We start from the raw sequence: 25,605 nt of genomic DNA on the forward strand, positions 1-25,605 counted from the left end.
CTCCGATCCCAATTCCAGTGCCAATTCCAGCCTAAAACGTGCGGGTGGCCGTTACCAGCAACCGCTTCTGCACCACATTCTTGCTGCTGCCGTCGGCGTTGAAGAACGTCCACAACGGCGTGCCGTTCTTGCTGGCGTCGCCGCTGTTGTACACCGCCGCCGCCGAGAACGCCCATTTGTCCATCGTCTTCGTCACGCCCGCCTTCACATCATAAAAGTTGAACTCGCTCATGTGGCGCACGTTCTGTTTGCCCGCGTGCAGGTTCAACACCAGGCCCGGCGCCAGTTCCGGATTCCAGTTCACTTCGCCGTACAAGGTGCCGCGCGTATCGACCAGCTCGCCCGTAGTCGGCTGGATCGTGAAGCCGAACCAGCGCTTGTTCAGCGACACCCAGCCGTAGGCATTGAATGCGCCAAGGTTCACGCCGAGCTTGGCCTCTTGCGTATGGTACTTGATGTCCTTGCCGCCGGTCGCGTAATGTGCGCCGGGGAACCAGTATGTCACCAGGCCGGCGTCGATGACGGTGTCGGCGTTCAGGCTGTGACGATAGCCGCCATAGACGTCGATCTCGGAACCGGCGCCATTGTTGTACGCCGCATGCGAGACGCCCGAGCCGAACAGGCCAACATAAAAGCCGCTTGCGTGCGTGAAGTCCAGGGTGGCCTGGATGGTCGGCTTGGCCTGCGTTTGCGAAATGCCGCGGAACAGATAGTCGGAAACAACGGTGACGTTGCCGCTCTCGGTCCAGTCGGGCGCCGCCGCGGCCGGAACGGGATCGGCCGCCATCGCGGCACCGGACAACAACGCGGCACAAGCCAGCATGATGATCGTTTTAGACATTTGGTGTGCTCCAGTGATTAAATTGGGTCCAACGCGGCGTGCTGCTGGCGGCTGTCCTTGGTGAACAGGAAGAACACATAGCCGGCGGCAAGGAAGCCGACGAACAGCGCGAAGATCAAAGGGTTGTAATAGATCATCGTCCCCATGCACACCAGCGCGCCAGCCAGCGCGATCGCCGGGAACAGCGGGTAGAACGGCGCCCGGAACGGACGCGCCATGTGCGGCTCGGTGCGGCGCAGCTTGAACAGGCTGAGCATGCTGATGATGTACATCGTGATCGCGCCGAACACCGACATGGTGACAATGTTGGCGGTCAAGGTCAGCCCGCCGATCTTGATCAACTCGTCGCTGTAGATGGCGGCAATGCCGACCACGCCGCCGGCCAGCACGGCGCGGTGAGGCGTCTTGAAGCGCGGGTGAATCTTGGCGAAGTAATGCGGCAGATAGGCCTCGCGCGCCAGCGCGTAAATCTGGCGCGAGTAGCCAAGGATGATGCCGTGGAACGAGGCGATCAGACCGAACAACCCTAGCCACACCAGCATGTGCAGCCAGCCGCTGTTCTCGCCGACGATCAGTTTCATCGCCTGCGGCAGCGGGTCGTTGATGTTAGCCAGCTTGGTCCAGTCGCCCGCGCCACCGGCGAACACCATCACGCCGATCGCCAGCAGCACCAGGGTAATGATGCCGCTAATGTAGGCGATGGGAATCGATCGTTTGGGGTCCTTGGCTTCTTCGGCCGCCATCGCCACGCCTTCGATCGCCAGGAAGAACCAGATGGCGAACGGGATGGCTGCGAACATGCCCGGCACCGAGGCCAGGCTAAAGCTGTCCGCGCCGGACCAGCCGCCCTTGGTGAAGTTGGCCAGCGAGAAGCCCGGCGCGACCACGCCCATGAACACCAGCAGCTCGAAGATCGCCAGCAAGGCCATCAGCAGTTCGAAGGTCGCGGCCACCTGCACGCCGACGATGTTGAGCGTCATGAACACCAGGTAGGCGCCGACCGCCGCCAGCTTGGGATCGATCTGCGGAAATTGCACGTTGAGGTAGGCGCCAATCGCCAGCGCGATGGCCGGCGGGGCAAACACAAACTCGATCAACGTGGCGGCGCCTGCCAGATAGCCGCCGGTCGGCCCAAAGGCGCGCTTGCTGTAGGCGAAAGGTCCGCCGGCGTGCGGGATCGAAGTGGTCAGCTCGGTGAAACTGAAGATGAAGGTGGTGTACATCGCCGCGACGAACAGCGCGGTGATGGTGAAGCCGAGGGTGCCGGCCGATGCCCAGCCATAGCTCCAGCCGAAATATTCACCGGAGATGACCAGGCCGACCGCGATGCCCCACAGCTGGAAGGTGCTCAGCGTCTGCTGCAGCGCGGGCTTGCCGGCTGCCTGTTTTGCGTTCATATTTTTTCCCCTAATTTAGCCGCGTCTAAGGCCCGGATGGGACGCCTGATCCGGGCGGGTATGGAAGTTGCTGCGAATTTCAGTATAGAAGCGGGGCATGGCGGGCCGTTATCGAAAATCGGCAAACTTGAGGCAGCTCTGCCGGGCGGCGATGGGAAATACAACAGCGGGGGAATTGATATGCACCAGACTGCAACACAGTTGTTGCACCATGCGCGCGATGTGCGCACGGTGCTGGCGCACGACGCCGACGAACTGGCCAGCGAGCTGACCAACTGGCAGCAGCGCTACGACCAGATCAGCTCGGGCCTGTTTCGCGGTGCCCTGACGGAACGTCAGTTACCCCAGCTGCAAGTGTTCCGCGAACGCCTGAGCCAGTCGGTGCGGCAATCGTGCCGCGTGTGGCCGGACGCCATCTGGTTCGGCCTGCCCGACCACGCGGCGGCCACGCGCATCAACGGCCGCCAGACCGGGGCCGATTCAATCATGGTGCAGTCTGGCAATGTTGAGTTTGAGTTAGTCACGCCGAGTGACTACAGTATCTACGGCATCGTCGCCAGCCGGCAGTTGCTGACCGATACCGCGCAGGCGCACGGCTGCCAGATCGACTGGCAACGCGTGCAGTCGGCCGACTTGCTGCAGGTCGACGCTGCGGAGCGCGCGGCCTTCCTGCGCACGTTGGCGCGACTGCTGCCGGATGAAACGCAGCCGACATCCGGTGAGGCGGACCCGCAGTGGCAGCAAGGCGTTCTGCTCGCGCTGCTCGATATGCTCGATCACCGTTGCGTGGAACCGGAGCTCGCCGCCAGCCTGCAACGGCGCCGGCGCGTGGTGGCGCTGGCGCGCGACTATATCCACGATCATCGCAGCGAGGCGATCACCGTGCCGGAGCTGTGCGAGCAGGTGCACGTGAGCCGGCGCACCTTGCAATATTGTTTCGAGGATGTGCTGGGCATGAGTCCCATGCTGTACCTGCGCATGATGCGGCTGAACGGCGTGCGCCGCCAGCTGAACGACGGCGCGCCGGGCGAGGTGGCGATAGGCGATGTCGCCGACGCCTGGGGTCTGAGTAATTTCAGCCAGTTCTCCAGCGACTATAGAAAACTGTTTGGTTTGTGTCCCTCGGCGACCCTGAAGGCGCGCGCGCAGTAGCAATGGTCAGATGATTTGCAGCGCGCCGGCGGCGGCGCCGAGCGCGATCAACACCACCGGATTGAGCTTGGTGCGCAGCAGGATCAGCGCCGACAACAACGTCACGACATCGGCGCGCCAGTCGGTGTTGGAGATGCCGGTGAACAGCCACGCGGTGGCGGCCATCAGGCCGATCGACATCGGGCCGAACGCCTCGCCCAGCGCGCGCGACAACCGGCTTCCCGCGCGTCCGGCGTGCAAGCGCACGGCGGTGAGCGTCAACAGTGTGGACGGCACGATCACGGCAATGGTCGTCATGATCGCTCCGGACCAGCCGCCGATCAGCCATCCCACCAATGAAATGAACAGCAGGTTGGGACCGGGCGCCGCCTGGGCGATGGCGTAGGCGGCCGAGAACTGCTCGTTGGTCAGCCAGTGCTGGCCTTCGACCACATACTGTCCTACCTGCGGCGCCAGCAGCACCACGCCGCCGCCGACCGCCATCAGCGACATCAGCGCGATATGCAGAGACAGTTCACCGACAGGCGATTGCTCATTCATGTTTGTCTCCCAGCAGATAAGCGGCGGCGGTGCCCAACGGCGCCAGCACGCAGAACACCAGCGCCAGCTGCCACTTCAGCAGCCCAAGCGCGACGAAGGCCAGCACCATCATCAGCAGCTTCAATTGATCGTGCTTGCGCCGCCAATGGGCCTTGGCGAACATTGCCATCGCCATCTTCGCCGCCGTCGCCAGGATCAGCCCAGCGGCGACGGCGGCCATGCCACCAATCGCGCGCCGCATGATTTCAAGGTCACCGAACTGCTGATACACCACACCCAACCCGATGACGATGAAGAACGGCCCGAGGATCAAGCCCGCTACCGCCGCCAGCGCGCCGGCGATGCCGGCATAGCGGTTGCCGACCATCAGGCCGACGTTGCACACGGTCGGCCCGGGAAGCATCTGGCTCATCGCCATGCACTTGGCGAATTCCTCTGCCGTCAGCCATTTGTGCTGCTCGACCAGCGCGCGGTAGGCGAACGGCATCACGCCGCCAAAGCCCATCAGCGCCAGCCTGGAAAAGACGAAGAAAATCGTCGCTGGTGACAATTGGTCTGCGCGCTCGGTCAGCGCGGCTGCCTGGGTGTGCATGGTATGTACTCCTGGACTCGATGGCGGAATTTTCCTCCCTCGCCAAATATAAGTACAATGAATTTATTTAGACCATTCATTCATTAAGTTGATGAAAGTATTTGATGAAGATTGATATTCTCGGCGTGCAGGCATTTGTCGCGATCGCAGACTTTGGCGGTTTTCAGAAAGCGGCGGACACGCTGCACGTAACGCAAACGGCGGTGACGCAGCGGCTGCGCAACCTCGAGGACTTCCTCGGCGTGATGCTGGTCGAACGCACCACGCGCAGCATCGCGCTGACCAGCATCGGCAAGGACTTCCTGCCGCAGGCGCGCAGGCTGCTGCAGGAGCTGTCGTCCACGCTGACGGAAATCCGCGAGACCGGCAAGGCGCAGCGCGGCGACATCTCGATCGCCAGCGTGCCGACCGCCGGCATCCAATTCCTGCCCGAGATTATCCGCGAGTACTCCGCGCGTTTTCCGGAGAACCGCGTCAAGATACTCGACCACGCATCCGCGCGCGTGGCCGAAGCGGTGCTGAGCCGCGAGGCGGAATTCGGCATCAACCTGTCCGGCAGTACGCATCCGGATTTGATCTCGGTGCCGGTGGTGCAGGATGAATTCGTGCTGCTCTGCCGCGACGACCACGCGCTGGCCAAGCGCCGCTCGCTGACGTGGGTGCAGATACAACCCTACCCGCTGATCTTCTCGGGCGATGTCAATGGCAACCGCGCGCTGCTCGACAGCTACCTGGGCGACAAGAGCATGAATCTGAGCCTGCAGTTTCAGTACGAGGTGCAGCGTAGCTCCACCGCTATCGGTTTGGTGGCGGCCGGCGTGGCGGCGGCCATCGTACCGAATCTGGCGATCCAAAAGGGCACCTACCCGCGCCTGCGCGTGATCAAGTTGAAGGAACCGACCATCTCGCGCCAGCTGGCTTTGATCACGCGCAAGTCGGGACATCTATCGCCGGCGGCGCAGGCACTGTATAACATGATCAAAATTAACCAGGAGAGAAAATGACGACCCTGCACGCCAATAGCTTTCTGCTGCGCCCCTACACCGCATCCGACGCGCCGGCCTTCGCCGCGTTCGTGCGCGAGTCGACAGCCACCGTCGGTAAATGGATGCCGTGGGCTGCCGCCGGTTATACCGAGGAGGAAGCGCTGGCGTGGTTCGCGCATTGCGATGCCTGCCGTGACAAAGGCACGGCGCACGAATTCGGGATTTTCCTGCCCGATGGCGTGAGCGTGGTCGGTGGTGCGGGGCTGAACCAGTTCAACGCCGATCACAATTTCTGCAATCTCGGCTATTGGATACGCGAATCCACGCAACGGCAAGGTGCTGCCTTCGCGGCCGCCACGGCCCTCGCAAACTATGCGATCGGAGAGCTGGGGCAGACGCGGGTCGAGATTATCGTGGCGGCGGAGAACACCGCCAGCTTCGCGCTGGCCTTGAAGCTCGGAGCGCTGCATGAGGGCTTGGCGCGCAACCGGCTAAAGCTGGGAGATCAGACCGTGGCGGCGCACGTTTTTTCGCTGGTGCCGTAAGGTCGGGCCGCCGCGCGCCGTTGCGCGACCGCGCTCGATCGGCTTAGATGCCAGTGGGGTCGATGTTGTATTCGACCAGCTTCGTACGCATGCGTGCCAGCTCTTTTTCCACCTCGGCCGTGCGTTCGACACCCGGCTTGGCCAGTTCCTCCCTGATGCGCTGGGCGGAGAGCGCGAACTGCTCGCGAGCGTCGTCCTTGCGCTTTAAACCTTCATAGGCCAACCCCATCTGGAATATGGCGCTTGGATAGCCCGGCTGCGATTTAAGCCCTTCCTGCAATGCTTCGATTTCTTCGTCGTAGCGCGCCAGATTTTCCAGCGCGCGCGCCTTGTGGAAGTAGACCCTCATGCCCGGACGGTTCCACAGCTTGCGGCCGATTTCGTCGGCCGACTGCAATGCCCGCAGGCTTTCCTCGTTGCGGAAGCGGTCGCGCTGGGCGATGGCGTAGCCGATCAGCCTATCGTACTGCCGTCCCTGCAGCCGCTTGGTGCGCGCCGCCATGTCCGCCGCGAAGTTGCGCGTGTCCGCGTCGATGTTCTTTGCGCAGCGCTGATATTCCCGCTCGCCGCCGTCCCCCCAAACGCCGTAGACCACTTTTTCGCCGATGCGCTTCAGCAGCGCGGACATCACATCGTAATCGCCGGCCTTGCACGCGAAGTAAGCGTAGGCATTGAGGTTCCACGGGTCCGGGTAGGCGCGCACCAGCGCGTCGAAGCTGGTCTTCATATCGTCCCAGTCGACCATGCTGTCCTCGAAGATCTTGCCCCGATATTCGGTCTGGTTCAGATACCAGTACACGCGCGCGTACATGGCGTCGCGGTCGGCCCCAGAGCCGGTCGACGCCAGCCGCGCCATGCGCTCGACCGCGTCCGGCGCGCCGTTCCACTTCGGCAGCGAGTAGTAAGCCGCCGCGAAGTAGGCCTCGTGATAGTCCGGCACCATCTTGGCGGCCGCTTCCCACGCGTAGCTGAAATGCGAGTGGAACAACTCCGAATACGCCAGGATGTCCATCCGCGCGCGATACCAGCCGCCATCGGGCTTGTCGCGTTTGGAGAGCGGTATCTTGCCTCGCGCGTCGATCAACGCCAGGCCCTCCTTGACGGCCTGCTGCATCGGCGCGATGTCCTCCTTGCGGATGTCGGCGTAGTTGCCGTTGCCACGGAAGGCCAACGCACGGTTCTGCTTCAGGTAGAGCTGAAAGACCGGCGCCACCTCGGAACGGGGAAATTGGGCGGACCAGCGCGCCGCCTGCGCGTCCTCCCGCTGCCAGTAGGCCATCTCGCGCGTGCGTGGCGGATAGTCGCGCAGCGTGGCGTAAAACACCGCCAGCCCCCACACGCCCGACGGCGTGCGCACCTTGTCGCTATTGAGTTTGCGGTGGAGCTTTTCCAGGCCGGCGTAGTCGCGCGCCTGGAGCAGCTTGCCGGTTTCGGTGGCGATCGCGGTGCGCGCGCTGGTTTCCGCATCCTCGCCGTCAGGAGGCTGGCGGGTCGAATCGCTTTGCAGATCCGCAGCGTGGGCGGAAAAGCACAACAGCAAGCCGGCCAGTAATCGATACCACATAAAAAAATCCTCCCATGTGCGCTGAGCGCGATCTTGAGCGCGTTCAGGCTAATGGGAGGATTTTACTGGCAAAACAATAAGATTATGCGTTCTTAAACGACCGCACCATCCGTCTCGTCTTTTTCCTTGACCGGCTTGATCAGGTCTTCGCGCTTGACGCCCAGCCACATGGCGATAGCGGCGGCAACGAACACCGACGAGTAGATACCGAACAGAATACCGATGGTCAGCGCCATGGCGAAATAGTGCAGGGTCGGGCCGCCGAAGAACAGCATCGCCAGCACCATCATCTGGGTGCTGCCGTGGGTGATGATGGTACGCGAGATGGTCGAGGTGATTGCGCTGTCGATCACTTCGTGCACGCTGGCCTTGCGCTGCTTGCGGAAGTTTTCACGAATCCGGTCGAAAATAACCACCGATTCGTTGACCGAGTAACCGAGCACCGCCAACACGCCCGCCAGCACCGTCAGCGAGAACTCCCACTGGAAGAAGGCGAAGAAGCCGAGAATGATGACCACGTCGTGCAAGTTGGCGATAATCGCCGACACGGCGTACTTCCACTCGAAGCGGATGGCCAGGTAGATCATCACGCCGATGATCACCATCACCAGCGCGTTCAGGCCGTTCTGGGTCAGCTCGTCGCCCACCTGCGGACCGACGAACTCCACCTTGCGCAATTCCACCTGCTCGACGTTATTGGCGCCCATGCAAGCCTGCTTGACGATGTGCTCGCCCTTGGCGTTGACGTTGTCGATCTGGGTCAGCGTGCCTTTTTCAGCCGTGCACAAGGTCTGATAGACCTGTTGCGACGCATCCTTGGCGGTGATGTTCTTCACCACCGGCAGACGCAGCAACACGTCGTGCGCGGTGCCGAAACCGGCCGCTTCCGGGTGCTCGTAGCCGATGCCGCGCAGCGACGCCCGTATGGCTTCAAGATTGGCCGGTTGCGCGTACTTCAGCTCCATCACGGTGCCGCCGGTGAATTCCACCGACAGGTTCAGCCCGCGATGGAACAGGAAGAACACGGCCGCGACAAAGGTCAACGCCGAAATGACGTTGAACACCAGCGCATGCCGCATGAACGGTATGTCTTTTTTAATGCGGAAAAATTCCATGGAATATGCCTCGAATTATTTGGTATCAGGACGCGTCGCGACCTTGCCGCCAGCCGCGCCAGCCGCATTATCCGGCCGCCAGATGGTACCGATGGCGATCGATTGCAGCTTCTTCTTGCGGCCGTACCACAGGTTGACCACGCCACGCATGATGAACACGGCGGAGAACATCGAGGTCAGGATACCGAGCGTGTGCACCACGGCGAAACCGCGGATCGGACCGGAACCGAACACCAGCAGCGCCAGGCCGACGATCAGCGTGGTGACGTTGGAGTCGATAATGGTGGCCCACGCGTGGTCGAAGCCGGCAGCGATGGCCGACTGCGGCGACGCGCCGGCACGCAGTTCTTCACGCACCCGCTCGTTGATCAGCACGTTCGAGTCGATCGCCATACCCAGCGCCAGCGCGATAGCGGCCATACCCGGCAGAGTCAGGGTCACGCCCAGCAGCGACAGCAAGGCCACCAGCAGCAACAGGTTGCACGCCAGCGCGATCACGCTGAACAGGCCGAACATCATGTAGTAGGCGATCATGAAGACGGCCACGGCGGCAAAGCCGTACATCGTCGAGTGACGGCCCTTGTCCACGTTCTCGGCGCCCAGTTGCGGCCCGATCGTGCGTTCTTCGATCACTTCCATCGGTGCGGCCAGCGCGCCCGAGCGCAGCAGCAGCGCCAGTTCGGCGGAGTTTTCGGAGTTGCCCATGCCGGTGATCTGGAAGCTGCTGCCCAGTTCGGCCTGGATGGTGGCGACCGACAATACTTCCGGCTTGCCTTTTTCAGTCAGCACGATGGACATTTTCTTGCCGATGCGGTCGCGGGTGGCGTCGCGCATGCGGCGGCCGCCGTCGCCGTTGAGGTCGATGCTGACGGCCGGCTGGCCGTTCTGGTCCTGGCGCGCGGTGGCGCTGGAGATGTAGTCGCCGGTCAGGATCACGTCCTTGCTCAGCACAACCGGCACGCCTTTGCCGACGGTGAACAGTTCCGAGTTCAGCGGAATCGACGACGTCAGTTCGGTGCCCGGGGTGATCGATTCGTCGACCATGCGGATTTCCAGGGTGGCGGTGCGACCGATCACGGCGCGTGCGCGCGCCACGTCCTGCGCGCCAGGCAGTTGGACGATGATGCGGTCCGGGCCTTGCTGCTGGATGATCGGTTCGGCCACGCCCAGCTCGTTCACGCGCTTGGACAAGGTGGCGATGTTTTGTTTGACGCCTTCATCGGTGGTCTTCTTGATCGAGGCCGGCTTCAGGCTCATCACGGTTTTCAGGTCGGAGCCGTCGCCCGAATCGGCAAATGTCACGTCCGGCAGCTGGTCGCCCAGCACGGACTTGGCCTTCTGGCGGGTGGCGTCGTCGCGGAAATTGATGACGATGGTGTCGCCGACGCGTTCGATGCCGGCGTGGCGCACATTCTTGTCGCGCAGCAGGCTGCGGGCGGACGCCTGCATGCCTTGCACGCGCTTGGTCAGCACGGCCTTGGTATCGACCTGCATCAGGAAGTGGACGCCGCCGCGCAAATCGAGGCCGAGGTGCATCGGCGTGGCGCCGAGCTTCTGCATCCATTTCGGGGTGTCGGACTGCAAGTTCAGGGCGACCAAATACGATGGATCGGTCGGATCGGCGTTCAGGCCCTTCTCCAGCACGGCCTTGGCGCGGAACTGGGTGTCGGGATCGGGGAAGCGCACGCGCACCGAGGCGTAGGTGCCGGTGCCATCGAAGTTCAGCTCGCTGTGCGGGATTTTTTCCCGGGTCAGCACTTCATCGACCTTGGCGATCATGTCCGACGTCAGCTTGAGCGTCGACTTGCCACTGGTCACCTGCACCGCCGGCGATTCGCCGAAGTAATTGGGCGCGGAGTACAGCGCACCGAGCAGGATGGCCACGGCAATGAGTATGTATTTCCAGACGGGGTAGCGATTCATATTGTTCAACGTTCAGGGTTAGGCGTCGGATGCAATACGGCCCGCTTATCGGTAGAGAAGCGGGCCGTGGCCTGGAGCCGGTTACAGCGCCTTGAGCGTGCCTTTCGGCAGCACCATGGTCACGGAATTCTTCTGCACCACCAGTTCGGCGCCGCTGGAGATTTCCAGCGTGATGTACAGGTCGGAAATCTTCGAGATACGACCGAGAACGCCACCGGCGGTAACGACTTCGTCACCCTTGGCCAGCGCTTCCATCATGGATTTTTGCTCTTTGGCGCGCTTCTGCTGAGGACGAATCATCAGGAAGTACATCGCCACGAACATCAGAATCAGGAAACCATATTGGCCCAGAAAGCCGCCGGTCGCGCCAAGGGCGTCGAGTGGATTTTGGGCATACGCGTTGGATATAAACACAGGTGACTCCGATAATAGTTTGAAAAAACAGCGCTGTATTCTAGCACTGGCCGGAAGCCGAAAGGACTTCCAGTCATATGGGTGGTTGAATTCTTTTTACAAGACTTGCAACATTCGCACAGACAATTAAATGCCGCGTGCCCGTTCCGCGTGGAATTGCAGGGTCCAGGCGTGGAAACGGTCGTCATCCAGCGCCTCGCGCATCTGGCGCATGATGTCCAGATAGTAATGCAGGTTGTGGATGGTATTCAGCCGCGCGCCCAGGATCTCCTGGGTGCGGTTCAGGTGGTGCAGGTAGGCGCGCGAGAAGTTGCGGCAGGCGTAGCACGAGCAGGTGCTGTCTAGCGGTTCCTTATCATCCTTATAACGCGCGTTCTTGATCTTGATGTCGCCGAAGCGGGTGAACAGCCAACCATTGCGGGCGTTACGGGTAGGCATGACGCAGTCGAACATGTCGACGCCATTCGACACGCCCGCCACCAGGTCTTCCGGCGTGCCGACACCCATCAGGTAGTGCGGCTTGTTGGCCGGCAGCTTGGGGCCGACGTGCGCCAGGATGCGCATCATGTCTTCCTTCGGTTCGCCGACCGACAGGCCGCCGATGGCCAGGCCCGGGAAATCGATCTCTTCGAGGCCGGCCAGCGACTCATCGCGCAGGTTTTCAAACATGCCGCCCTGGACGATGCCGAACAGCGCGTTCGGGTTCCCGCCTCGATGGAACTCGTCGTTCGACCGTTGCGCCCAGCGCAAGGACATGCGCATCGACTTTGCCGCCTCATCAAGAGTGGCGGGGCGATTGTCGATTTCGTAGGGCGTGCATTCGTCGAACTGCATCACGATATCGGAATTGAGCACGCGCTGGACCTGCATCGACACTTCCGGCGACAGGAACAGCTTGTCGCCGTTGATCGGTGAGTTGAAATGCACGCCCTCTTCCGTAATCTTGCGCATCGCGCCCAGCGAAAATACCTGGAAGCCGCCGGAATCGGTCAGGATCGGCTTGTCCCACGCCATAAAGTCGTGCAGGCCACCGAATTTGGAGATAACGTCGTTGCCCGGGCGCAGCCACAGGTGGAAAGTATTGCCCAGGATGATCTGGGCGTCGATTTCCTTCAATTCCAGCGGCGACATCGCCTTGACCGAGCCATAGGTGCCGACCGGCATGAAGATCGGGGTCTGCACCACGCCGTGGTTGAGTTTGACTTCGCCGCGACGGGCCTTGGTCAGGCCGCTGCTATCGGTCTTGTGTAGCGTAAATTCCAACATTGATTATTCCTTATTATGCTCGGGCTTGCGTCGTCAGCAACATGGCGTCGCCATAGCTGAAGAAGCGGTATTCGTTGGCGATCGCGTGGGCGTAGGCAGCACGGATCGGTTCGTAACCGGCAAAGGCCGACACCAGCATCAGCAGGGTCGACTTCGGCAGGTGGAAATTGGTGATCAGGCGCGTGACGGTCTTGAACCGGTAGCCCGGCGTGATGAACAGCGCGGTGTCGGCGCTGCCGGCCTCCAGCTGGCCGCTTTGCGACGCCGACTCCAGCGCGCGCAGGCTGGTGGTGCCCACCGCCACCACGTCGCGGCCGGCGGCGCGGGTCGCGCGCACCGCGTCCACGGTTTCCTGCGGCATGGTGTACCACTCGGTGTGCATCTTGTGCTCGGACAGCACCTCGGCGCGCACCGGCTGGAAGGTGCCGGCGCCCACGTGCAAGGTCACATAGGCGAAGTTGACGCCCTTGGCTTTCAGTTCCGCCAGCAGCTTTTCGTCGAAATGCAGGCCGGCGGTCGGCGCGGCCACGGCGCCCGGCACCTTGTTGAACACGGTCTGGTAGCGCGTCTCGTCGAAGGAATCGGCGTCGTGCTCGATATACGGCGGCAGCGGCAGGCGGCCGTGCGCCTCGATCAGCTCGAACACGTCGGCGTCGAAATGCAGCGTGAAGAACTCGCCGGCGCGCTCGCCCACCGTCACGTCGAAGGCGTCGGCCAGGCGGATCTTGACGCCGGGGCCGGGCGACTTGGAAGCGCGCACCTGTGCCAGCACGGTGCGGTCGTCCAGCACCCGCTCGACCAGGGCCTCGATCTTGCCGCCGCTTTCCTTGACGCCGAAGAAACGCGCCTTCAGCACGCGGGTGTCGTTCATCACCAGCAGGTCGCCGGCCTGCAGCAGGCCGACGATATCGGCGAACTGGCGGTCGACAATCGTCTCGCCGTCCAGATGCAGCAGGCGGGAAGCGCTGCGGTCCGGCAGCGGGAATTGCGCAATACGTTCTTGCGGCAGGTTAAAATCGAAATCGGAAAGCAAGTACATTTTGCGGACTTCTGGAAACTGTTGAAGAAAATCGGCTACGCCATGCATACCAATGCGTGTGGGTAGCCTTACAATACCGGCGTTATTGCCATTGATTTGTCACGGGCAACCCTCTATTTTACGCTAGTGCCCGAAAAACGCCCGAATATGCCTGTGATTCCATCAAAGCCCGCGTCAAAACCCGCTTCGAAACCTGCCAGGAAGACCGTCAGCCCGGAAGCCAAGCTGGCCAAGCTCGGCCTGCACACGGACATGGATCTGGTGCTGCACCTGCCGATGCGCTACGAGGACGAAACCCAGGTCATCACCATCGAGGAGGCGCGCCTGCACGGCGGCGACACCTCGCAGGTCGAGGGCGTGGTGGTCAAGAATGAAATCAGCTACAAGCCGCGCCGGCAACTGCTGGTGCACATCGCCGACGAAACGGGCGACCTGCAACTGCGCTTCATGAACTTCTACGGCAGCCAGGTCAAGCAGCTGGCGGAAGGCACGCGGGTGCGCGCGCGCGGGGAACTGAAGCACGGTTTCTTCGGCGCCGAGATGGTGCACCCTGCCTATAAAGTCATCAACGAAGGCGCCCCGCTGCCGACGTCCCTGACGCCGGTGTACCCGTCGGGCGAAGGCCTGTCGCAACCGATCCTGCGCCGCGCCATCGGCGACGCCATGAATCGTGTCGACTGGACCGACACCTTGCCGGCCGAGCTGCGCGCCGAGATGCAGCTGTCGGACTTCGAACCGGCGGTGCGGCTGCTGCACTATCCGCCGCAGCAGGTGGACGAGCACGCGCTGGCGGATCGCTCGCATCCGGCGTGGACGCGGGTGAAGTTCGACGAACTGCTGGCGCAGCAGCTGTCGCTCAAACGCGCCCAACGCGCGCGCCGCTCCAAGGGCGCCGCCGCGCTGAAGGTGGTCGGCGCATTGTCGGAGCGCTTCCAGGCCGCGCTGCCGTTCAAACTGACCGGCGCGCAGCAACGCGTGCTCAACGAAATCCGCGCCGACCTGCGCCACCCGTATCCGATGCAGCGGCTGTTGCAGGGCGACGTCGGCAGCGGCAAGACGGTGGTCTCCGCGCTGGCGGCGGCGCAAGCAATCGACAGCGGCTTCCAGGCCGCGCTGATGGCGCCGACCGAAATCCTCGCCGACCAGCACTTCCGCAAAATCGCCGCGTGGATGGAGCCGTTGGGCGTCAAGGTCGCGTGGCTGACGGGTAGCCTGAAGAAAAAGGACAAGCTGGCCGCCTATGCGCTGATCGAATCGGGCGAGGCGCAGCTGGTGATCGGCACGCACGCGCTGATTCAGGAAGCGGTCATCTTCGCCAATCTGGGTCTGGTGATCGTCGACGAGCAGCACCGCTTCGGCGTCGGTCAGCGGCTCACGTTGCGTAACAAAGGCAACGAGGGCGCAATTCCGCATCAGCTGATGATGTCGGCCACACCGATCCCGCGCACGTTGGCGATGACCTACTACGCCGATCTGGAATTATCGGTCATCGACGAGCTGCCGCCCGGGCGCAGCCCGATCGTCACGCGCGCGATCGACCAGAACCGGCGCGACGAAGTGATCGAACGCGTGCACGCGGCGGCGCTGGAAGGCCGGCAGGTGTATTGGGTTTGTCCGCTGATCGAGGAATCAGAAGCGCTGCAACTGCAAACGGCGACCGACACGCACGCGCTGCTGGCCGAAGCGCTGCCGGATCTGAGTGTGGGCCTGGTGCACGGGCGACTCAAGCCGGCCGAGAAGCAGGCGGTGATGGATGCCTTCATCGCCAATGAAATGCAGGTGCTGGTGGCGACGACGGTGATCGAGGTTGGCGTGGACGTGCCGAATGCGTCGCTGATGGTGATCGAACATGCGGAGCGTTTCGGGCTGTCGCAGCTGCACCAGTTGCGCGGGCGTGTGGGGCGGGGTTCGGCGGCCAGTGTGTGTTTGCTGTTGTTCCAAAGCCCGCTGGGCGGCGTCGCCAAGCAGCGGCTGATGACGATGCGCGAAACCACCGACGGTTTCGAGATCGCGCGGCGCGACCTGGAGATACGCGGGCCGGGCGAATTCCTCGGCGCGCGGCAATCGGGGCAGGCGATGCTGCGGTTCGCGGATCTGGAGACGGATGGCTGGCTGGTGGATCAGGCACGCGATGTCGCGCACGACCTGCTGCACGCCGACAGCGCCGAAAAAGCCGCCACGGTGGAAGCCCATCTGGCAAGATGGCTCGGCGGCCGCGAAGAATTCCTGAAAGTGTGAGGACGGTTTAAAAGCACATATAAAAGCGGTTCGCCAGATCCACCACGAACTCCGGCTGCAGGTAAGCCATGAACACCAGCGCGATCACCGCAGCAGCCGCCATCCGCAGCGCCCACGTTTTCATGGCTATGCCGCTTTCAGGACGCTGCGCACCACCGGACGCTCGTTGATCGGCAAATTGATCAAGCCCGCCATCACGCCCAGCGCGATCGCGATACCCCAGACGATGTCATAACTCCCCTGCCTGGCAAACAGGAATCCACCCAGCCACACGCCCAGGAAGCTACCCACCTGGTGCGAGAAGAACACCACACCGGCCAGCATCGACATGTGCTTGACGCCGAAAATGCCGGCGATGATGCCGTTCGTCAGCGGGACCGTCGACAACCAGATCAAGCCCATCGCCGCCGCGAATATGTACACCGAATACGGCGTCAATGGCGCCAGCAGGAATAGCGAAATGACGACCGACCGCGTGAAGTAAATCGATGACAGCAAATACCGCTTCGGCAGGCGCCCGCCCAATTTACCCGCGTAGTAGGAGCCGATAATATTGAACAAGCCTATCAGCGCCAGCGCCATCACCGCCACGCTCGGATCGCCGATGCCCTTGTCCTTCAGGTAGGCCGGCAAGTGCACGCCGATGAACACCACCTGGAAGCCGCAAACGAAGTACCCCGCGACCAGGAACAGGAAGGAGCGGTTGCGAATCGCCTCGCTCATCGCTTCGCGGATGCTTTGCTGCGGACCGTCGCCATGGTCGACAGCCGGCTCGCGCAAATAGAACGTCATCGGTATCATCAACAGAAGCACCAGCGCGGCCAGCACATAGAAGGCGTTTTGCCAGCCGATCCCGGAGATCAGCTGCTGCTCGACCGGCATCATCAAAAACTGGCCGAACGAACTGGCGGCGCCGGAAATACCGAACGCCCAAGAGCGTTTTTCGGCCGGCGCCACACGGCCGATGATGCCGCTGACAGCGCCGAACGCGGTGCAGGAGAGTCCAAGCCCGATCATTACCCCGGTGCCGATGACGAACATCGTCGGATCGGTCACCACCGCCATCCAGATCAAGCCGGCCGCGTAACTTAGCGCGCCGACCAGCACCACGCGCATGGTGCCGAAACGGTCCGCCGCCATACCGGCAAACGGGCCGAAGGCGCCCCACATCAGGTTCTGCAGCGCCTGCGCCAGCGAATAGGTTTCGCGCGTCCAGCCGTTGGCCTGGGAGATCGGCTGCATCCAGAAGCCGAAGCCGTGGCGCACACCCATTGCCAGCGTCAGGACGACGCCGGTGGCGATCAACACGGTTTTGAGCGACGGTGCGCGGCTGGCGACGAACATGATTTTTTCCTGGTTATCGATACGACATCTGTCGATTTTAACCAGTTCCGGCCAACCGCGCTTGGTTTTGACTTACTCGTCGGCGCTGTAGCGCAGGCCGATTTGCTGGCGAATCGAGTCCAGCGTACCCATGATGTTGAGCGTTTCCGCATGCGGCATGACCGGGCTTTCGATCAGGCCTTCACGGATGCAGCGGCCGACTTCCTGCGCCTCATGGGTGTAGCCGTTGCCGCTGCGGGGGATCGTCATCGTGCGCTCGCTGCGGGAGGCGCCGTCAACCAAGGTGACGGTGATGGTTTCGGTGTTGTGGAAACGGTCGCTCAGGCGCACAAAGCCCTTGGTGCCGGAGATCGTCAGCTCGGTCGGCGTGCGCGAACGCAGGCTGCACGCGCAGGCGGACACGCCGCCGCCTTCGTGCGTGAGCGTGAACGCGGTTTGCATATCGACGCCGGTGGACGCCATCTCGGCCTGCGCCTTTACGCCGGTAACAGCGCCGAGGAAGAACGACGACATCGACAGCGGATAAATGCCCAGGTCCAGCAGCGCGCCGCCGCCCAGTTCAGGATTGAACAGGCGGTGCTCCGGACCGGCGTCGGACGTGAACCCGAAATCGGCGGTGACGTGCGCCGGCTTGCCGATCTCGCCGCTGTCGACGATGCGCTTGGCCTCCACCACCGCCGGCATGAAGCGGGTCCACATCGCCTCCATGACGAACAGCTTTTTCTCGCGTGCCAGCGCGATGATGTCCTCGGCCTGGCGACGGTTCATCGTGAACGATTTCTCCACCAGCACCGCCTTGCCGCCGTTCAGGCACATCAACGCGTTCTCGTGATGCATCGGGTGCGGCGTGCCGATGTAGATGACATCGACCTCGGGATCGTCGGCCAGCGCCTGATAACTGCCGTGGAAACGCTCGGCGCCGAACTCCGCGCCGAATTTGGTAGCGCTATCTACGGAGCGCGAACCAATCGCCGCGAGTTTTGCGCCAGGCGTGTCCTGTAGTGCGGTGGCGAAGGCCTTGGCGATTTTGCCCGTTCCGAGAATACCCCATCGAATTACCTGCGTCATGGCGTGATCTTTCTGCCGCGTCGGCGGCCAATGTTGGTTGTGCTGCGATGAACTGCGGCGTGATGTCGAAGTGCTATTTTACTGCGACCGGGCGTTTGGGGCGGAACACCGTTGCATCGGCGTAGAAAGCCTCGTCCTGGTCTGGCCACCATCCCGGCACGCCCAGCGCCTGCATCGGCGTGAAGTCGGCGGTGCTCAAACCGTTGTCTTCCAGGTCCAGCGCCACCTTCCGGTCCAGCCATGCGCGACGCGCGTCGTGCTCCATCGCGAAGAAATCGTCACCCGCCACCACCACGCGCGAGTGCGCGGTGATTGCCTTGCGAGGTGCTACCAACTTCTCCATCAGCGCATGGCCGAACAGCCAGACCTGCGCGTCCGGACCAAAGCTGGCGCGCTGGTCGACGAATGCGTCGTGCCAGCGATGTTCGCGCAGCGCTTCGGTCAGGCGATGGCCGCTATCGCTATCGCGCACAACCAGCAGCGCCGCGTTCTCGTCGAAGATGGTGGCGCCGTCGCGTGCGGGTCCGCGCGATTTGCCCACGCCGTCCTGCGCGATCTGCGCCGCCTGCAAGGCGTTCAGCCGCACTTTAATCAGCGGGAAGCTAAGCCATACCAGGCCATTGAAAAAATCGTGGAGATTGTCGCGTGTGGGCACGCCGCCGGTGGCGCCGATGAAGGCTTCGTACGCGGTGCCGTCGGGCAGCGCCTCCTGGGGCACAAAGGAAAGCGGCAAGCCGAGATGGTTGCGCAGGCCCAGTGCCGAGGCCTGCGCGCTGAAGGCTTCCCTGAAATGGACGTCCGCTGTCAGCTTGCCGGCCGCGCCCCGTACCGACTCATACCAGGGGCGCGACCAGTCGATCGATTGCAGCACTGCTTATACCATTTTCCAGTTGATGGTTTCACCGGCGTTGAGCGGCACCACCTGCTGGTCCGCCATCGGCAGCGTTTCGGGCAAGGTCCACTGCTCACGTTTGAGCGTGATTGTGTCGGTGTTGCGCGGCAGGTTATAGAAGGCCGGGCCGTTAAAGCTGGCGAAAGCTTCCAGCTTCTCCAGCGCGCCGGCACGTTCGAACGCTTCGGCATACAGCTCCATCGCGTGCAGCGCGGTGTAGCAACCGGCGCAGCCGCAGGCGGCTTCCTTGGCGCCCTGCGCGTGCGGCGCCGAGTCAGTGCCGAGGAAGAAGCGCTCGTCGCCGCTGGTGGCGGCGGTGACCAGCGCCAGGCGGTGTTCTTCACGCTTGAGGACCGGCAGGCAGTAGTAATGCGGACGGATGCCGCCTTTGAAGATGTCGTTACGGTTATACAGCAGGTGATGCGCGGTGATGGTCGCGGCGATCGGGCCTTCGGCTTCCGCCACGTACTGGGCGGCGTGCTTGGTGGTGATATGTTCGAAGACGATGTTCAGCGCCGGGAAATCGCGGCGCAGCGGACGCATGACGCGCTCGATGAAGACCGCCTCGCGGTCGAACAGGTCGATATCCTGGTCGGTGACTTCACCGTGGACCAGGAACGGCATGCCGACTTCCTGCATCATCTCCAGCGTTTTATAGCAGTTCGACAGATCGGTGACACCGGCGTCGGAATTGGTGGTGGCGCCGGCCGGATACAGTTTGACCGCGTGCACGATGCCGCTTTCCTGCGCGCGCAGGATCTCGTCGGGCGGCGTGTTGTTGGTCAGGTAGAGCGTCATCAGCGGCTCGAACTTCATCCCTTCAGGCAGCGCTGCCATGATGCGGCTGCGATAGGCTTCGGCGGCTGCGGTGGTGGTCACCGGCGGTTTCAAATTAGGCATCACGATGGCGCGGCCGAACTGGCGCGCGCTGTGCGGCAGCACGCTGGCCAGCGTGGCGCCGTCGCGCAGGTGCAAATGCCAGTCGTCTGGACGGGCGATGGTGATGCTGTCGGGAGTGTTTTCGAAGTCGGACATGGCGGCGGGCTTTCTGGCTATCAAAGTGCGGATCCCGCCATTTTACCCGCTGCCGGGCAGGTTCCGCATCCAGCAAGGCCGGGGTCAAGTCTGGCATTCGGACACGACCCCATCTAAAACCCGCGACAACTAGCGCAAGAACCAACATTTTGCTAGCCGCTAGCGATCAGGCCGTGTCCGAATGCCAGACTTGACCCCGTAGTTCTCATCAGAATCGGATCACCGTCTTGCCGGCGCCGTGACCTTGTTTGTTGCGCTCGATGGCGGCGCCGGCCTGCTCCGCCGTCACCACTTCGTCGATCACCACGGTGAGGTCGCCGGCGGCGACTTTGGCCCCGATCTCGGTCAAGCGGGCGCCGTCCGAACGCATACGGAACCAGCCGCCTCGCCGTCCCTCGGTCAATTGCGCGGCGATGTCCGGCGCCGCCGTGGTGAAAATGCGTCCTTTCGACGACAACACTTGCCAGGAGCGCGCCAACGTCTCGCCGCCGACCAGATCGAGCACCAGGTCGACATTATTGACGACTTCCTCGAACCGCACGTTCGGATAGTCGATCACCTCGTCGGCGCCAAGGCGGCGCAGCAGATTGGCGTGACGGCCACGCGCGGTGACCACCACCCGGGCGCCGGCCTGCTTTGCACATTGCACCGCGAAGCTGCCGATGGCGCCAGCGCCGCCGTGTATCAGCACCGTCTCGCCGCGCTGAAGTTGTCCCGCTTCGAACAGCGACTGCCAGGCCGTCAGCGACGCGACCGGGATGGCGGCCGCCGTGGCGTCGTCGATGGCCGCCGGAATGTGCGCCAGCTTGGCGGCGGCGATCACCACGTGGCCGGCGTAGGCTCCCAACGCGCCGAGCGCGCCGTGCACACGGTCGCCGATGGCGTAGCCTTCAACGCCTGCGCCAACTCCGGCCACCTCGCCAGCCAGTTCAATGCCCAGCGTGGCCGGCAACGGCAACGGGAACGCGTCCTGCACCAAGCCGTCGCGTATCTTCCAATCGAGGCCGTTGACACCGGCGGCCGTCACGCGCACCAGCACCTCACCTTCGGCGGGCTGCGGCGCCGGTACCTCGTCCCAGCGCAGAGCATCGGCGCCACCGTAAGCGTGGATGCGCAGCGCGCGGTTCGCGGGTCCATCCTCGAGCGCGGGATAATCGATATAGCCCTGCGGGCCTGGAACGTAGAACAGTGCGGGATTGGGCGTGTTGAGCGGCGCGTTCAGTTCAAACCGGCGTGGCAGATCTGGATTTGCCAGGAAGGTGCTGCCGTAGACCACGGCGTCCGCCTCGCCGGCGGCGATGCGCTGCTCGCCGGACTCGCGGCTCTGGCCACCACCGAGCAAATAGACGCCGCCAAACAGGGGCCGCAGCGCGGCGTGATAGTCGTAGCTCGCCTTGAACAGCGCCACGTGCAGATATGCCAGCTTCAAATGCGCCAGCTGCCCCACCAGATAGGTATAGGTCTCCACCGGGGTCGCGTCGACGATGTCGTTAAAGCCCATCTCTGGCGAGATCTTGATGCCGACGCGATCGGCGCCCGCCTCCGCGACCATCGCTTCCAGCACCTCCAGGATGAAGCGCGCACGGTTGGGTATCGAGCCACCGTATTGATCGGTGCGCTGGTTGGTGCCGGATGCCAGGAACTGCTCCGGCAGATAGCCCGACGCCGCGTGCAGCTCGACGCCATCGAAGCCCGCCTCCAGCGCGCGGCGCGTCGCCAGGCGGTATTCGTCCACCACGCCCGCCACTTCCGCCGTCTCCAGCGCGCGCGGCGTGACGAAATCGGCCATGCCGGACATCGTGTACGCCTGGCCGGCCGCCTTGATCGCCGACGGCGCCACAGGCAGCGCGCGTTGCGGCAGCATCGATGGATGCGAGATGCGGCCGGTATGCATCAACTGCAGGAAAATGCGCCCGCCCTCGGCGTGCACCGTTTCGGTCACGCGCTTCCAGGCTTGCACCTGGGCGTCGCTGTAGATGCCCGGTGTGGCGACGTAGCCCTTGCCCATCGCGCTCGGGAAGGTGCCTTCGGTGATGATCAGGCCCGCGCTGGCACGCTGGCGGTAGTAGGTGACGGCCAGGTCGGACTGCACGCCGTCGGCGTCGTTGGCGCGCGAGCGGGTCATCGGCGCCATGATGATGCGGTTGCGGAGGTCGTAAGGGCCGATCTTGACTGCGGTGGAGAGCTGGTTCATTTCAGGTTCCTAGGGAAGTGGATGACAGTGAATTCATCATCCATTGTTTCTCCCTTGGGATAAATAGCTTAAAATGAAATCACTGATCCACCCATGGAGCAATCGATGAAAGCTATGTCATGACACTGCTGGCGAGTATGGAGTTGTTTGTGGCGGTGGCGAACGCCAAGGGCTTCCGCCGCGCGGCCGAGCAGCTGGATATGCCCAATTCGACGCTGTCGCGCCGCATCTCCGACCTCGAAAAGGAAATCGGCGTGCGCCTGTTCCACCGCTCGACCCGCAAAGTGGAGTTGACGGAGGCGGGCCTGGCGTACTTCCGCCGCTGTCAGGGCATTGTCGCGGAGGCGCGCATCGCGCACGAATCGCTGATGGAGCTGGCCGAGCATCCCAGCGGCCTGCTGCGCGTGTCGATGCCGGTCGACCTGGCGATCAGCTACCTGGCGCCGGCGATCAAGCGTTTCGGCGAGCTGTATCCGCAGATTGATTTCGAAATGGATCTGACCCCGCGCCGGATCGATCTGGTGGCCGATGGTTTCGACTGCGCGATCCGCATCGGCGCGCCGCCGCCAACGCCCTCCACCTTGATCCCCAGACAAATCGGCCTGCTGCCGCGCTATCTGTTCGCGGCGCCCGAGTATTTGCGCGATGCGCCTGCGCTGGAGCATCCGAACGACCTCGCGCACCATGAATGCGTGATCCAGGCGGCGTCGGGAAGGCAGTCGCGCTGGGCGCTCACGTCGGGAAAGCAAACGGTCACGGTCGATGTCTCCGGCCGCTACTGCGCCAATAATGTCAGCATGTGCCGCACCCTTGCGACGCTCGGTGTGGGCATCGCCATCTCGGCGGGCCCGGAAATGCGCGACGACGCGCTGCGCGGCACGCTGCGGCGCGTGCTGCCGGAATGGGAAGTCTCGCCGGCGCCGGTCTACGCGATCATCGAATCACGCCTGATCCCATCGCGCGTGCGCCTGTTCATCGACTACATGCAGGCCAGCCTGAAGGGCTACTCAGCGCACGATCGCCACCCGCTTGTGTAGCTGCCGCGCGAGCCACGACAGCAGGCAGCACAGCACGAAGTAGACCACCGCCACAAAGGTGTACATCTCCACCAGGCGGCCATCGCGCTGCGCCACCTTGCTGGCGGCGCCGACGAAATCGGGCACCGACAGCACGTACACCAGCGACACATCCTGGAACAGCACGATGGTCTGCGTCAGCAGCACCGGCAGCATGTTGCGAAAGGCCTGCGGCAGCACGACGCGGCCCATCGCCTGCCAATAGCGCAACCCCAGCGCCTGCGCGGCCAGCACCTGCCCGCGCGGGATGCCCTGTATGCCGCCGCGCATGATCTCGCAGTAGTACGCTGCCTGGAACAGGGTGAACGTGATCAGCGCCGACCAGAACGTGCCGACCTTGACCGGTTCGTGCGCGCCGATCACCCACGCCGCAATGTAGGGCACCAGGAAGTAGAACCAGAAGATCACCAGCACCAGCGGCACCGCGCGTATCAGGTTGACGTAGGCGGCGGCCACCAGCGCCAGCGGCGGGAAGCTGGACATGCGCGCCAGCGCCAGCAAAGTGCCCAGCGCGACGCCGCCGATCATCGACAGCACCGTCAGCTCCAAGGTGAACGCCATGCCGACCTGGAACAGGTAGACCCACGAGTTGGCGATGACGCTGGTGTCGAAATGGGCGAACATCAGCGACCTCCTATCGTGCCGGGCAGCGCAAGCCGATGCTCCAGCCAGCGCATGGCGGCGATCACCACCAGATTGACCACCACATAAATCAGCGTGGCGGCGGTGAAGGCTTCAAACACCTGGAAGGAAAACTCCTGGATCGCGCGGGCGCTGGCGGTCAGCTCCATCAAACCGATGGTCAGCGCCACGGAACTGTTCTTGATGATGTTGAGGAATTCGCTGGTCAGCGGCGGCAGGATCATGCGCACCGCCAGCGGCAGCAGCACGAAGCGGTAGGTCTGCGGCAGGTCGAGGCCCAGCGCCAGCGCGGCCAGGCGCTGGCCGCCGGCGAGCGCCTCGATACCGGCGGTGACCTGACAGCCACCCGCGCCGACGTGAAGAAGCCGAGGCAGAGCACCGCCGTCACGAAGGGCGCGTTGGGCAAGGACTTGAGCCAGTCGCCGGCGGCCTGCGGCAGCAGCTCCGGCATCACAAAGAACCACAGGAACATCTGCACCAGCAAAGGCACGTTGCGGAATAGCTCGACGTAGCCGGTGCCCAGCATGCGCAGCCAGCGGTTGGGCAAGGTACGCATGGCGCCGACGGCGAAGCCCAACGCCAGCGCGACCACCCAGCCGGCCAGCGACGTCGCCATCGTCCAGGCCAGGCCGGAAAGCAGCGTGTCCCAATACGTTTGCACGCCGTCCGGCGACATCTCCCGGAAGATGTTCCAGTTCCATTGGTAGTTCATGGCGACGGCCGCCGCTTATTTCTTGGCGTCGATCTTCTGCGCGGGCGGCGCCGGGGCCGGCGCTGCGGTTTTCAGCGCATACGCCGCCGGATCGGGCGAATCGGTCGGCTTGGCGATGACCGCCTTGAGCGTGGCCGGCATCGGGAAATTGAGGTTGATACCGCGCGGCGGGATGGCGCTCGCAAACCACTTGTCGTAAGTCTTCGAGAACTCGGGCGACTGATAGAACCGCGTCAGCGCCGCGTCGACCACCGCCTTGAAGGCCGTGTCGCCGCGCCGCATCATGATACCGTAAGGTTCGACGGACAGCGCCTCCGGCAAAATCGTGTATTCGCCCGGATTGCGCGCGGTGGCGACCTGGCTGGCCAGCAGGATGTCGTCATTGGCCTCGGCGGCGGCGCGGCCGGTTTCCAGCATCAGGAACGACTCCGGATGATCCTTGCCGACGGCGATCTTCATGCCCAGTTTGCGCTCGTTGTTGAGCATCGTCATCTGCTTGAGGGTGGTGGTGCCGGCGGTGGCCACCAGCGTTTTGCCCTTCAGGTCCGCCAGGCTGCGGATGTTCGACGCCTTCTTGACCAGCAGCCGGTTGGAGATGACGAACATGGTCGGCGCGAACGCCACCTGCTTTTGCCGCTCGGCGTTGTTGGTGGTCGAGCCGCATTCCAGATCGATAGTGCCGTTGGCCATCAGCGGAATGCGGTTGGCGGCGGTGACGGGATTCATCACCACCTTCACGCCGGACATGCCCAAGTGCTTCTCTATCGCGGCCACCACCTTCAGGCACAGATCGACCGAGTAGCCCTGGTACTGCTGCTTGTCGTCGAGGTAGGAGAAGGGAATGGAGCCGTCGCGCACACCGAGCGTGATGGTGCCGGTGCGCTTGATCTTGGCCAAGGTGCCGCCGGCCTCCTGGGCGGCGGCGGGAGCGGCGGCGGGAGCTGCAATGAAGACCGCGCTGGCGGCGACGATGGCAAAACGATAGAGCACTCGTGGTAACGACATGATTCCTCCTAAGAAAAATACAATG

At 63.2% G+C, this 25,605-nt stretch carries 22 protein-coding genes and 1 pseudogene; 5 read left to right on the forward strand and 18 right to left on the reverse strand.

The window, feature by feature from the left end; genetic code table 11:
* Positions 1–31: 31 nt before the first annotated feature.
* Positions 32–841, reverse strand: a complete 810-nt coding sequence (locus ACZ0BA_RS20670; protein ID WP_463453067.1) for a TorF family putative porin — start codon at positions 839–841, stop codon at positions 32–34.
* 17 nt (positions 842–858) lie between these two features.
* Positions 859–2,238 carry an ethanolamine permease gene (eat, locus tag ACZ0BA_RS20675; RefSeq protein WP_463453068.1) on the reverse strand — a complete coding sequence of 460 codons (1,380 nt, stop codon included), beginning with the start codon at positions 2,236–2,238 and terminating at the stop codon, positions 859–861.
* A 180-nt stretch (positions 2,239–2,418) separates the two neighbouring features.
* On the opposite strand from eat, the gene ACZ0BA_RS20680 reads away from it, so the two are divergent.
* A complete protein-coding gene (locus ACZ0BA_RS20680) occupies positions 2,419–3,390 on the forward strand; it encodes a helix-turn-helix domain-containing protein (protein WP_463453069.1) in 972 nt (323 codons plus the stop codon).
* Between the two features lie 6 nt (positions 3,391–3,396).
* On the opposite strand, the gene ACZ0BA_RS20685 is transcribed toward ACZ0BA_RS20680, so the two are convergent.
* Both ACZ0BA_RS20685 and ACZ0BA_RS20690 read right to left on the reverse strand, forming a co-directional pair.
* Positions 3,397–3,930 carry a chromate transporter gene (locus tag ACZ0BA_RS20685; protein ID WP_463453070.1) on the reverse strand — a complete coding sequence of 178 codons (534 nt, stop codon included), beginning with the start codon at positions 3,928–3,930 and terminating at the stop codon, positions 3,397–3,399.
* Complete coding sequence (locus tag ACZ0BA_RS20690) at positions 3,923–4,522, reverse strand: chromate transporter (protein WP_463453071.1); 600 nt, start codon at positions 4,520–4,522, stop codon at positions 3,923–3,925. The genes ACZ0BA_RS20685 and ACZ0BA_RS20690 overlap by 8 nt, the downstream gene beginning before the upstream one ends.
* A 104-nt stretch (positions 4,523–4,626) precedes the next feature.
* Between ACZ0BA_RS20690 and ACZ0BA_RS20695 the strand changes: the two genes are divergently transcribed.
* Together ACZ0BA_RS20695 and ACZ0BA_RS20700 are read left to right on the forward strand one after the other, a co-directional pair.
* Positions 4,627–5,526, forward strand: a complete 900-nt coding sequence (locus tag ACZ0BA_RS20695; protein ID WP_463453072.1) for a LysR family transcriptional regulator — start codon at positions 4,627–4,629, stop codon at positions 5,524–5,526.
* Complete coding sequence (locus ACZ0BA_RS20700) at positions 5,523–6,053, forward strand: GNAT family N-acetyltransferase (RefSeq protein WP_463453073.1); 531 nt, start codon at positions 5,523–5,525, stop codon at positions 6,051–6,053. Before ACZ0BA_RS20695 ends, ACZ0BA_RS20700 begins: the two co-directional genes overlap by 4 nt.
* 43 nt (positions 6,054–6,096) lie before the next feature.
* Here the strand turns inward: ACZ0BA_RS20700 and ACZ0BA_RS20705 are convergent, their stop codons facing one another.
* The 6 genes from ACZ0BA_RS20705 to queA form a co-directional block, all read right to left on the reverse strand.
* Positions 6,097–7,617, reverse strand: a complete 1,521-nt coding sequence (locus ACZ0BA_RS20705; protein WP_463453074.1) for a hypothetical protein — start codon at positions 7,615–7,617, stop codon at positions 6,097–6,099.
* Positions 7,618–7,709: 92 nt separating this feature from the next.
* The gene (gene secF, locus ACZ0BA_RS20710) at positions 7,710–8,732 is read right to left on the reverse strand and encodes a protein translocase subunit SecF (protein WP_463453075.1); all 1,023 of its coding nucleotides are present in this window, start codon (positions 8,730–8,732) and stop codon (positions 7,710–7,712) included.
* A 15-nt stretch (positions 8,733–8,747) separates the two neighbouring features.
* The gene (gene secD / locus ACZ0BA_RS20715; RefSeq protein ID WP_463453076.1) at positions 8,748–10,655 is read right to left on the reverse strand and encodes a protein translocase subunit SecD; all 1,908 of its coding nucleotides are present in this window, start codon (positions 10,653–10,655) and stop codon (positions 8,748–8,750) included.
* An 81-nt stretch (positions 10,656–10,736) separates the two neighbouring features.
* The gene (gene yajC / locus ACZ0BA_RS20720; RefSeq protein WP_463453077.1) at positions 10,737–11,069 is read right to left on the reverse strand and encodes a preprotein translocase subunit YajC; all 333 of its coding nucleotides are present in this window, start codon (positions 11,067–11,069) and stop codon (positions 10,737–10,739) included.
* A 126-nt stretch (positions 11,070–11,195) separates the two neighbouring features.
* On the reverse strand, positions 11,196–12,335 hold the full coding sequence (gene tgt, locus ACZ0BA_RS20725) for a tRNA guanosine(34) transglycosylase Tgt (RefSeq protein ID WP_463453078.1): 1,140 nt from the start codon (positions 12,333–12,335) through the stop codon (positions 11,196–11,198).
* 13 nt (positions 12,336–12,348) lie between these two features.
* Positions 12,349–13,374 carry a tRNA preQ1(34) S-adenosylmethionine ribosyltransferase-isomerase QueA gene (gene queA / locus ACZ0BA_RS20730; protein WP_463453079.1) on the reverse strand — a complete coding sequence of 342 codons (1,026 nt, stop codon included), beginning with the start codon at positions 13,372–13,374 and terminating at the stop codon, positions 12,349–12,351.
* Between the two features lie 147 nt (positions 13,375–13,521).
* Here queA and recG point away from each other — a divergent pair, with 147 nt between their 5' ends.
* Positions 13,522–15,612, forward strand: a complete 2,091-nt coding sequence (recG, locus tag ACZ0BA_RS20735) for an ATP-dependent DNA helicase RecG (protein WP_463453080.1) — start codon at positions 13,522–13,524, stop codon at positions 15,610–15,612.
* A gap of 126 nt (positions 15,613–15,738) precedes the next feature.
* Here the strand turns inward: recG and ACZ0BA_RS20740 are convergent, their stop codons facing one another.
* From ACZ0BA_RS20740 to ACZ0BA_RS20760, 5 genes are all read right to left on the reverse strand, one after another.
* Entirely contained in the window at positions 15,739–16,956 is a 1,218-nt protein-coding gene (locus ACZ0BA_RS20740) for an MFS transporter (protein ID WP_463453081.1), read from the reverse strand.
* A gap of 72 nt (positions 16,957–17,028) precedes the next feature.
* Positions 17,029–18,024, reverse strand: a complete 996-nt coding sequence (locus ACZ0BA_RS20745) for a Gfo/Idh/MocA family protein (protein WP_463453082.1) — start codon at positions 18,022–18,024, stop codon at positions 17,029–17,031.
* Positions 18,025–18,097: 73 nt separating this feature from the next.
* A complete protein-coding gene (locus ACZ0BA_RS20750; protein WP_463453083.1) occupies positions 18,098–18,895 on the reverse strand; it encodes a DUF3025 domain-containing protein in 798 nt (265 codons plus the stop codon).
* A gap of 3 nt (positions 18,896–18,898) precedes the next feature.
* Positions 18,899–19,951, reverse strand: coding sequence for a dihydroorotase (gene pyrC, locus ACZ0BA_RS20755; RefSeq protein ID WP_463453084.1), 1,053 nt, complete (start codon positions 19,949–19,951; stop codon positions 18,899–18,901).
* A 208-nt stretch (positions 19,952–20,159) separates the two neighbouring features.
* Entirely contained in the window at positions 20,160–22,145 is a 1,986-nt protein-coding gene (locus ACZ0BA_RS20760; protein ID WP_463453085.1) for an oxidoreductase, read from the reverse strand.
* 119 nt (positions 22,146–22,264) lie between these two features.
* Between ACZ0BA_RS20760 and ACZ0BA_RS20765 the strand changes: the two genes are divergently transcribed.
* Entirely contained in the window at positions 22,265–23,182 is a 918-nt protein-coding gene (locus ACZ0BA_RS20765; protein WP_463453086.1) for a LysR family transcriptional regulator, read from the forward strand.
* On the opposite strand, the gene ACZ0BA_RS20770 is transcribed toward ACZ0BA_RS20765, so the two are convergent.
* The 3 genes and pseudogenes from ACZ0BA_RS20770 to ACZ0BA_RS20780 all read right to left on the reverse strand — a co-directional run bounded on the left by ACZ0BA_RS20770 (position 23,153) and on the right by ACZ0BA_RS20780 (position 25,565).
* Entirely contained in the window at positions 23,153–23,845 is a 693-nt protein-coding gene (locus ACZ0BA_RS20770) for an amino acid ABC transporter permease (protein ID WP_463453087.1), read from the reverse strand. The two genes, ACZ0BA_RS20765 and ACZ0BA_RS20770, sit on opposite strands and share 30 nt — an antisense overlap.
* Positions 23,845–24,575: pseudogene (locus ACZ0BA_RS20775) on the reverse strand (amino acid ABC transporter permease). Before ACZ0BA_RS20775 ends, ACZ0BA_RS20770 begins: the two are co-directional and overlap by 1 nt.
* A 15-nt stretch (positions 24,576–24,590) precedes the next feature.
* Positions 24,591–25,565, reverse strand: a complete 975-nt coding sequence (locus ACZ0BA_RS20780; RefSeq protein WP_463454800.1) for an amino acid ABC transporter substrate-binding protein — start codon at positions 25,563–25,565, stop codon at positions 24,591–24,593.
* Between the last annotated feature and the right edge of the window lie 40 nt (positions 25,566–25,605).

It is taken from the genome of Duganella sp. AC917, from assembly GCF_979258245.1.